1 protein-coding gene is annotated in these 268 nt (G+C 56.7%); it reads left to right on the forward strand.

Features of this window, described 5'->3' with window-relative positions; genetic code table 11:
- Positions 1-268, forward strand: a 268-nt coding sequence (locus tag ACODJP_RS14105; protein WP_422482576.1) for a replication protein P, incomplete at both ends; no start/stop codon positions are given.

Below are 268 nucleotides of genomic sequence, written 5' to 3' on the forward strand. Positions count from 1 at the left end.
GTTCTGGCTTTCCGGGAAAACGGGATCACCACGATGGAACAGGTTGACGCAGGAATGCGCGTAGCCCGTCGGCAGAATCGACCATTCCTGCCATCACCCGGGCAGTTTGTTGCCTGGTGCCGGGAAGAAGCATCCGTTACCGCCGGGCTGCCAAACGCCAGCGAGCTGGTTGATATGGTTTACGAGTATTGCCGGAAACGTGGCCTGTATCCAGATGCAGAGTCTTATCCGTGGAAATCAAACGCGCACTACTGGCTGGTTACCAACC

This window comes from Pleomorphochaeta sp. DL1XJH-081 (assembly GCF_049310885.1).
In the GTDB taxonomy this organism is placed as follows: domain Bacteria; phylum Spirochaetota; class Spirochaetia; order Sphaerochaetales; family Sphaerochaetaceae; genus CAYZJV01.